Genomic DNA, 8,484 nt, shown 5'->3' with positions numbered 1-8,484 from the left:
GCGCCCGGGTCGAGGCGCGCGTGGCGGACGCCGCGAGCGCCGTCCCGGCCCTGGTGCTCGCCGCGTCCGCCGCSGGAGCSCCSCTGCTSGAGGCGCTGGCSGTSCGGCCGACGCTCGACGACGTGTTCCTGGCCCTCACGGGCCGCAGCCTGCGCGAGTCCGCCGACGCCACCGAGGAGGCAGCAGCATGAGCACCACCACGATCGACGCCCCGACCACCGTCACTGCGGCACCGGTGCGGCGCCCGTGGCTCGCCGACGTGCGGCTCGTCATGACCCGCGAGCTGCGACCCGTGGTGCGCGAGCCGTTCTCCGTCGTCTTCGGCCTGGTCCAGCCGCTGGTGTTCCTCGGGCTGTTCGGCCCGCTGCTGGTCGGCACGTCCGACGGGCTGAGCTCCGCCGAGGTCTGGCAGTGGTTCGTGCCGTCCGTGCTGGTGATGACCACCCTGTTCGGCACGTCGACCACCGGCGCCAACCTGCAGTTCGAGATGCAGACCGGCGCGCACGAGCGGCTCCTGGTGACGCCTCTGTCGCGCTCGGCGCAGCTGGTCGGCCGCTCCCTGAAGGAGATGGTGCCGCTGGTCGCGCAGGCGGTGATCGTCATCGTCGTGATGCTGCCGTTCGGCTTCCGGGCCGACCCGGTCGGGGCGGTCGTCGGGCTCGCGATGCTGGCCGTCCTCGGCGTCGGCCTCGGCGCGCTCAGCTACGCGCTCGCCATCGCCGTGCGCAAGCAGGAGTGGATGTTCTGGGCGGTCCAGCAGACCGTGCTGTTCCCGCTGCTCATCCTCTCCGGCATGCTCCTGCCGCTCGAGACCGGGCCGCAGTGGATGAAGGTGGCCTCCGCGTTCGACCCGCTGCGGTGGGTGRTCGAGGCCGAGCGGGCGCTGTTCGCCGKCGACCTGACCGGCAGCGCCGTCGCGGCCGGCTGGCTCGCGGCGATCGTCACGGCGGCCGTCGGGCTGGCGGTCGGGGTGCGCACGCTGCTCCGGAGCACCGACTGAACCACCTCACATCGCCCGTCCGTCGCGCGTCTTCCCCGTGGAGCCGCGCGGCGGACGGGCTCCTCACCGTGCATGTCAGTGGGTGGGGGAATGATGACGACCATGACAGTCCAGGGGGAGCTCACCACGGAGCTGGAGCTGCTCGACGACGTCCGGGTGGTGCACACGGTCGTGCCGTCGCCGCTCGGACCGATCACGCTCGTCGCGCACGACGGGGCGCTCAGCGCGCTGCTCCTGCCTGGCTCCAAGTACGAGGCCGTGCAGRGTCCGTTCGGCGAGCGGGCGGACGGCGAGTTCGACKAGGTGCAGTCGCAGCTCGACGAGTACTTCGCCGGCACACGCACCGAGTTCGACCTGCCGCTGCACTTCGTCGGGACCACGTTCCAGTGCCGGGTGTGGGACGGGCTGCTGCGGATCCCGTACGGGCAGACGCGCTCGTACGGGGACCTCGCGGCGGAGATCGGGCTGGACCCCCGGACGTCGTCGCGCGCGGTCGGCGCGGCCAACGGTCGCAACCGGATCGCGATCGTCGTGCCGTGCCACCGGGTGATCGGCGCCGACGGCTCGCTCACGGGCTTCGCCGCGGGCCTCGACCGCAAGCAGTTCCTGCTCGGGCTCGAGGCCAAGGGCCGGCCGCGCGAGCACCTGCTCTTCTGACCCCGCCGGTGGCAGCATGGGGGCATGGCGCTCGTCCGCTACGTGGCCGCCGCCGCCGAGGCCGCCGGCACCGCCGCCGAGCAGGTTCCCGCCTCGACGGTCGGTGAGCTGCGCGCGCAGGTGCTCACGCGGCACGGCGGCGAGCTCGCGCAGCTGATCGGCGGGTGCGCGTTCGTGGTCGACGGGGTCCGGTCCGACGACGCGACGGCGCTCGGCCCCAGCGACGTCGTCGACGTCCTCCCGGGCGGCTGACACGCCTCCCCGGATGCGCCTCGTCCGCATCGCTGCGAGCGTGTGCGCATGAGGGTCGTCGTCGTCGGTGCCAGCGGCAACGTCGGCACGGCGCTGCTGCGGCGCTTCGTCGACGACGGCACCGTGACCTCGGTCGTCGCCGTCGCCCGGCGGGTCCCGCGCCGACCGCCGCCGACCCCGTACGGCGTGGCGACGTGGGTCGCGTGCGACATCGCGGCGCCGTCGGCCGTCGAGGACCTGGCGCCCGAGCTCACCGGCGCCGACGCGGTCGTGCACCTGGCCTGGGCGGTCCGACCGAGCCACGACCGGCGGCGGCTGCACGACGTCAACGTCTCGGGCACACGGAACGTGGTCGAGGCCGCGCGGCGCGCCGGGGTGCCGCACGTCGTCGTGGCCTCCAGCGTCGGCGCCTACTCGCCCGGGTCCGGTGACGTGCTGCGCAACGAGGGCTGGGCGACCGACGGTGTGCGCTCGTCGCCCTACTCGGTCGACAAGGCGGCGGCCGAGCGGGTGCTCGACGAGGCGGAGGAGCGCTACCCGGACCTGGCGATCGCCCGGCTGCGTCCCGCGCTGGTGTTCCAGCGCGCCGCGGGCCACGAGGTCTCGCGAAGCTTCCTGGGTCCGTGGCTCCCGAAGCGGGCGATCGACGRCCGGCTCCCGGTCCTGCCGTGGCCCGTCGGCCTGCGGCTCCAGGCGGTCCACGCGGACGACGCCGCCGACGCCTTCCGCGAGGCGGTGGTGCGCCGGGTCCGCGGCGCGTTCAACCTCGCCGCCCCCGACGTGCTGCGCGGCCCGGAGGTCGCCGGCCTGGTCGCGCGCGGGCGGCTGCGCGAGGTCCCCGTCAGCGAGGCGCGGGCGGCGTTGGCCGCGGCCTGGCACGCCCGGCTGGTGCCGATCGCGCCCGGGTGGCTCGACCTGGGCATGGCGGCGCCACTGCTCGACACCTCGCGTGCCGAGCGGGAGCTCGACTGGCGTCCGCGCTGGTCGGGGCTCGACGCCGCGCGGGAGATGGTGGACGGCATCGCGGCCGGCGCGGGGACGGCGAGCCCGCCCCTGCGGCCCCGGCGGCTCTGAGCGGGGCGTCTCGCCCCGCCGGTCCGACCTCGCCGACGCCGCTCCGGTCGGGCATCCTCGACCCATGGCAGACGACATCCCCGCCGAGCGGCACGTGTACGGCCGCCCCGACGCCCCGGTCACCGTGATCGAGTTCGGTGACCTCGAGTGCCCGTACTGCCGGGCCGCCGCGCCCGTGCTGCGGGAGCTGGTGGACACCTCCGGCGGTCAGGTCCGGCTGGTGTGGCGGCACTTCCCGCTGTTCGAGGTGCATCCCTACGCGCTGTCGGCCGCGCTGGCGGCGGAGGCGGCAGGCGCGTCGGGCAAGTTCTGGGAGATGCACGACGAGCTCATGTCCCACCAGGACCGGCTCGGCGAGCAGGACCTGCGGGCCGCCGCCCGACAGCTCGGCCTGGACCCCACCGAGGTGGCCGGGGACCGTGCGCAGGCGTACGCGCCGGCGGTCTCGGCCGACTACGCCGCGGGGATCGAGGCGGGTGTCACGGGCACGCCGGCGGTCTTCGTCGGCGGCACGCGGTACCGCGGGAAGGTGCAGCTGGACCGGCTGCGCGAGGCCGTCGAGGCGGCCCGATGAGGACCGCGCTGGTCACCGGGGCCGGGCGGGGGATCGGCCGGGGGATCGCGATCGGACTGGCGCGGGCCGGGTACGCGGTCGCCCTGGTGGGCCGGACGCGGGCGCACCTCGAAGCCGTCGCCGAGCAGATCGGCGGGGACGTGACCGTCGCGGCCGCGGACCTGATCGATCGCACCGCCGTGCTCGACGCGGTGGCGCGGGTCGAGGAGGAGCTCGGCGGGATCGGCCTGCTGGTCAACAACGCGGGCGTCATCGAGCGCGCCGAGGTCGCGTTCGTCGACGACGACGTCGAGGACTCCTGGCGCGTGATCGAGGCGAACGTGCGCGGTCCGCTGCTGGTGACGCACGCGGTGCTGCCGGGCATGCTCGCGCGGGGCGGCGGCCGCGTGCTCAACCTCAACTCGGGCGCCGGCCACCGGGCGATGACCAGCTACACGGGCTACGCCATCAGCAAGGGCGCGCTGGCCCGGTTCACCACGCAGCTCGACGCGCAGTACCGGGACCAGGGGATCCGCGTGCTCGACCTGGCGCCGGGCCACGTCGAGACCGCGATGACGACGTCGATGCCGATGCACGACGGCCGGACCGTCTGGACCCCGGTCGAGGCCGTGGCCGAGCTGGTCCGGGCGTTCGGGGACGGCGAGCTCGACGAGCTCTCGGGGCGGTTCGTGCGGGCCGGGACCGACACGGTCGGGTCGCTGCAGGACGTGGTCGGGAGGATCCTCGCGGCCGACGCGCGCACGCTCCGTCTCGCGACGTACGGCGACGACGACCCGGTCGCGTGATGGAGCCGGTCCGCCACGAGGTCGTCGTCGGCTGCACGCCGGTCGAGGCGTTCGACGCGTGGGTCGACGGCATCGGGCAGTGGTGGCACCCCGACTACTCGCCGGACCCCGCCGGCTTCCGTGGAGCCGTGATCGAGCCCCGGGTGGGCGGGCGCGTGTACCTCGTCGACGCGACGCTCGGCGACGTCGAGTGGGGGCGGGTGCTGGCGATCGCCCGCGGCGCGCTCGTCGTGCACACCTCGACGCTCGGGCAGACGCGCGAGCACCCGAGCAGGATCTCCGTGCAGTTCGTGCCGCTCGACGCCGGCGGGACCCGCGTCGAGCTCGAGCACGGGGGCTGGGACGACGGGAACGCGGCCGACCGGCGCAAGTTCACCGACTGGCCGCTGATCCTCGACCGCTACGCGCAGTTCGTCGCCCGGACGACGTCGGGGACGAACCGATAGCGTCCGACGTGTCCGCGACACCGGGGAGGCAGTGGATGCGAGGGTCCGTCGCTGCATCGCGGTTCCCGGCATGACCCTGCCCGCCGGTGCCGCTCTCGCCGACGCCGTGGCGCCGGACCCCGGGGTGACCGGCGCCGGCGTGTCGCCCGATCCCGGTGTGCCGGTCCCCGAGCCCACGACCACCACGACCGCGGTGCCCGAGACCCCGGCGCCCGAGCCGACGCCGACGGCCACCCCGACGCCGACGTCCACGGCCGAGCCCGTGCCGACGAGCGACGTGTCGTCCGCGGTCCCGTCGCCCGAACCGACCCCCACCCAGACCGTGGTCGTCGAGGTGCCCTTCACCCACGAGCCGGCGGTGTCGACCTCGACCATCCCGCTCGGCGCGATCATCACCGCGCTGCTGATCCTCGTGCTCGCCGGCGCGGCGCTCCTCCTCGCCGTCCGGCGCACGCGGGGCCGGCGACCGGCCATGCCGCTGGCGGACGCCGTGGTGCCCGTCGCGGCCGCGACGCCGGTCGGGGTGCTCGACGCGACCGGTCCCACCGCGCTGCCGTCCGACATGGAGACCGACACCGTGCGGTTCCTCATGGTGCTCGGCGAGGCGATGATCGACTCGAGCGCGCCGGTGGTCCAGGTGACGCGGACGCTCGAGCGCGTCGCCGCCGTCAACGGCGCCCCGGACGTCGAGGTCATCGCGCTGCCCACCGCGCTGCTGGTCTCGGCGCCGGGCGGCCGGTCGACGCAGACGGCGGCGTCGTCGGCCGGCTGGCGGCAGCTGCGGCTGCACCAGGTCCAGGACGTGCTGGAGGTGGCGGACCAGGCCGAGGCCGGCGACGTCGGGCCGGTCGAGGGCACCGAGCGGATCCGCACGGCCGTCGCCGCGCCGCCGCTCTACCCCGGCGGGACGAGGGTGCTCGGGTACGTCGGCGTCTCCGCGGGCCTCGCGATGATCCTGGGTGGGAGCCTGGTCGACGTCCTGGTCGCGTCGGCTCTCGGCGCGGGGATCGCCGGGGTGCAGGTGGCCACCGTCCGGATGCCCGCCGCCTACCAGGCGCTGCTGGTGATGAGCAGCGCGTTCGTCGTGTCCGTCGCGGTGTTCCTGCTGCAGCGCACCGGGATCGACATCGGCCTGCTCGCGCCGCTGGTCGCGCCCCTGGTCACGTTCCTGCCCGGCGCCCTGCTCACGACGGCGGCGATCGACCTGGCCACCCGGCAGATGATCGCGGGCTCGGCGCGGCTGGCCGCCGGCGTCATGCAGCTCGTCCTGCTGGCCATCGGCATCACTGGCGCGGCGGCCCTGGTCGGCGTCCCGGCCTCGGCGGTCGGCTCCGTGGCCTCGCAGCCGCTCGGCTGGGCGGGCCCGTGGGTCGGGGTGCTCGTGTTCGGCGTCGGGGTCGTGTTCCACCACTGCGCCCGGCGCGCGGGCCTGCCGTGGATCCTGCTGGTGCTGTACGTCGCCTACGCGGGCCASGTGCTGGGCGGGCTGCTGTTCGGCAGCGCGTTCTCGGCGTTCGTCGGCGCGCTGGTGATGACCCCGGTCGCCATGTTCGCCGCGACCCGGCCGACGGGGCCGCCGGCGCTCGTCGGGTTCCTGCCCGGGTTCTGGCTGCTGGTGCCGGGCGCCCTGGGGCTCGTCGGGGTGACCTCGATCATCGGCAACGGGGCCCAGGCGCTCTCGACGGTCGTCACCGCGGGCACCACCATGGTCGCGATCTCGCTCGGCGTGCTGGCCGGCATCGCGCTGGGGTCGTCGGTCGGGCGGCGGGCGGGGCTGTCGATCGGGCGGTTCTGACGTCCGCCCGCCGTTTCACCGGCCGTCGGCGAGCTTCGGCAGCACGCGGTCGTTCTCCTCGCTGAGGTTCTCGCTGTCCCAGGCCTTCGACGACACGTCCTGCCTGAACGAGTGACGCTGCGCGAGCCTGCTGGTGTCTGACCCCATTCATCCGCAATGATCCAGGTCAGGGTGGTTCTCGGCCGATTCCAGGGGTCGTATGACTCGGGACGGACAGGCTGTCGACAGCCCTGCGCAGGGTACTCATCACCACCTCGAGAAGGGCCTGGACCGTGACTGAGCAGCGCAGCGGATTCGCCGTAGGACTGACCGTGTTCGCCGGGACGATGATGATGATCGCCGGGGTCCTGCACGCGATGCAGGGACTGGTCGCGGTCGTCAACGACACGTTCTACGTGGTCGGCCAGAAGTGGCTCTTCGAGTTCGACGTCACGACCTGGGGCTGGATCCACGTCGTCGTGGGCATCATCGTCGCGTTCGCCGGCATCTTCGTGCTCAGCGGCCAGGTGTGGGCCCGCACGGTCGGCGTGATCGTGGCCGCTCTCAGCATCGTGTTCAACTTCGCCTGGCTGCCGTACTACCCCGTGTGGAGCCTGATCATCATCGCGATCGACTTCTTCGTGATCTGGGCGCTGACGGTCCACGGTCGCGACATCGTCGAATGAGCCGGTCGGGCGTTCGACGGGGCGTACCCAAGGTCATCGCGCTCGCGGTGGCCGGGAGCCTCGCTCTCGTGCTGTCCGCGTGCACCTCCGGCACGCCGGAACCGTCGGCATCGCCGCAGTCCGACGTCTCGCGCGCCGAGGAGAACGTCGCCGCCAAGGAGAAGGCCCTCGCCGACGCCGAGGCGGCGGCGACGGATGCGGCGGCGACGTTCTGCGACGCCAGCTCGACCTACATCACGGCGCTGGACCGGTACGGCGACGTGCTGAACCAGAGCGCCGTCACCGTCGGCGACGTCCAGACGGCGGGCACCGATCTCGCGGACCCCGCGGCGGCGTCGAAGGACGCCGGCCAGGGCGCGGTCGACGCGCGGGACGCCGTGGTCCAGGCCCAGCAGGACCTGGCCGATGCCCAGTTCGAGCTCGCCGTGGCGCAGGCGGCGGCCGCCGGCGAACCCGCACCCGAGCCCACCGAGGCGTCGCCGAGCCCGGTGCCCACCGTCCCGGCGGCCAGCGTGACGCGCGTCCAGCAGGCCGAGGAGGAGTTCGCGTCGGCGCAGGCGGGCATCACGCAGGAGACTCCGCTGGTGCAGGCGTCCGAGCAGTTCAACTCGGCGGCCGTGGCGCTCGAGATGGCCTGGCTGCGCCTGTTCGCCGACTCGGGGTGCCTCTCCGACGAGCGGCAGGCGGAGGCGAGCGCCACCGTGAGCGCCTACACGACGGCGCTCCAGCAGTCGTTGGCCGACACCGGGTACTACACCGGCGCGGTCGACGGCATCTACGGACCCCAGACGGTCGCGGCAGTGCAGGCCCTGCAGAAGGCGAGCGGGCTGCCCGAGACCGGGACCGTGGACAAGGCGACCGCGGCGGCGCTCCAGGCCGCCGTGGAGGCCAAGGGCGCCGCAGCTGCACAGGCGTCGACGGCCTCGACCGCGGCCCTGCAGCAGACGCTCAAGCTGGCGGGGTACTGGGACGGCCCGATCGACGGTCAGTGGTCGGACGCGCTCACGGCGGCCGTCGGAGCAGCGCAGACCGACCTCGGGGTCCCGGTGACCGGCACGGTCGACGCGGCGACGCTCGCGGCGTTCCAGGCGGCGCTCACGGCCGCCAAGGACGCAGCCTCCGCCGAGCCCACGACCGACGCCCCGAGCGCCGAGCCCTCAGCGACGGAGGGCGGATGACGGCGGACGGCGGATGACGACGGACGGCGGATGACGACGGACCGCGGATGACCTAGAC

Annotated in this window: 11 protein-coding genes and 1 pseudogene; 11 read left to right on the top strand and 1 reads right to left on the bottom strand. The window is 74.4% G+C overall.

The window, feature by feature from the left end; translation table 11 throughout:
* The 9 genes and pseudogenes from ACXJKG_RS16900 to ACXJKG_RS16860 all read left to right on the top strand — a co-directional run.
* A pseudogene (locus ACXJKG_RS16900) lies at positions 1-191 on the top strand (ABC transporter); the annotation flags it as partial.
* The gene (locus tag ACXJKG_RS16895; protein WP_456846906.1) at positions 188-1,000 is read left to right on the top strand and encodes an ABC transporter permease; all 813 of its coding nucleotides are present in this window, start codon (positions 188-190) and stop codon (positions 998-1,000) included. The pseudogene ACXJKG_RS16900 and the gene ACXJKG_RS16895, both read left to right, overlap by 4 nt.
* 102 nt (positions 1,001-1,102) lie before the next feature.
* Entirely contained in the window at positions 1,103-1,657 is a 555-nt protein-coding gene (locus ACXJKG_RS16890) for a methylated-DNA--[protein]-cysteine S-methyltransferase (RefSeq protein WP_456846905.1), read from the top strand.
* Between the two features lie 24 nt (positions 1,658-1,681).
* Positions 1,682-1,909 carry a MoaD/ThiS family protein gene (locus ACXJKG_RS16885; RefSeq protein ID WP_456846904.1) on the top strand — a complete coding sequence of 76 codons (228 nt, stop codon included), beginning with the start codon at positions 1,682-1,684 and terminating at the stop codon, positions 1,907-1,909.
* A gap of 48 nt (positions 1,910-1,957) precedes the next feature.
* Positions 1,958-2,983 carry an NAD-dependent epimerase/dehydratase family protein gene (locus tag ACXJKG_RS16880; RefSeq protein WP_456846903.1) on the top strand — a complete coding sequence of 342 codons (1,026 nt, stop codon included), beginning with the start codon at positions 1,958-1,960 and terminating at the stop codon, positions 2,981-2,983.
* Between the two features lie 64 nt (positions 2,984-3,047).
* A complete protein-coding gene (locus ACXJKG_RS16875) occupies positions 3,048-3,557 on the top strand; it encodes a DsbA family protein (protein WP_456846902.1) in 510 nt (169 codons plus the stop codon).
* Positions 3,554-4,342: an SDR family NAD(P)-dependent oxidoreductase gene (locus ACXJKG_RS16870; RefSeq protein ID WP_456846901.1), complete on the top strand. Its 789-nt coding sequence runs from the start codon at positions 3,554-3,556 to the stop codon at positions 4,340-4,342. Before ACXJKG_RS16875 ends, ACXJKG_RS16870 begins: the two co-directional genes overlap by 4 nt.
* Complete coding sequence (locus ACXJKG_RS16865) at positions 4,342-4,788, top strand: SRPBCC domain-containing protein (protein ID WP_456846900.1); 447 nt, start codon at positions 4,342-4,344, stop codon at positions 4,786-4,788. The genes ACXJKG_RS16870 and ACXJKG_RS16865 overlap by 1 nt, the downstream gene beginning before the upstream one ends.
* 70 nt (positions 4,789-4,858) lie before the next feature.
* Positions 4,859-6,583 carry a threonine/serine ThrE exporter family protein gene (locus ACXJKG_RS16860; RefSeq protein ID WP_456846899.1) on the top strand — a complete coding sequence of 575 codons (1,725 nt, stop codon included), beginning with the start codon at positions 4,859-4,861 and terminating at the stop codon, positions 6,581-6,583.
* Positions 6,584-6,598: 15 nt separating this feature from the next.
* On the opposite strand, the gene ACXJKG_RS16855 is transcribed toward ACXJKG_RS16860, so the two are convergent.
* A complete protein-coding gene (locus ACXJKG_RS16855; protein ID WP_456846898.1) occupies positions 6,599-6,730 on the bottom strand; it encodes a hypothetical protein in 132 nt (43 codons plus the stop codon).
* A 125-nt stretch (positions 6,731-6,855) separates the two neighbouring features.
* On the opposite strand from ACXJKG_RS16855, the gene ACXJKG_RS16850 reads away from it, so the two are divergent.
* Positions 6,856-7,248, top strand: coding sequence for a DUF7144 family membrane protein (locus ACXJKG_RS16850; protein WP_456846897.1), 393 nt, complete (start codon positions 6,856-6,858; stop codon positions 7,246-7,248).
* Complete coding sequence (locus ACXJKG_RS16845) at positions 7,245-8,426, top strand: peptidoglycan-binding domain-containing protein (protein ID WP_456846896.1); 1,182 nt, start codon at positions 7,245-7,247, stop codon at positions 8,424-8,426. The genes ACXJKG_RS16850 and ACXJKG_RS16845 overlap by 4 nt, the downstream gene beginning before the upstream one ends.
* Positions 8,427-8,484: the final 58 nt, after the last annotated feature.

It is taken from the genome of Cellulomonas sp. P5_C6 (assembly GCF_054049635.1).
This window is presented reverse-complemented; position numbering and strand designations above follow the sequence as displayed.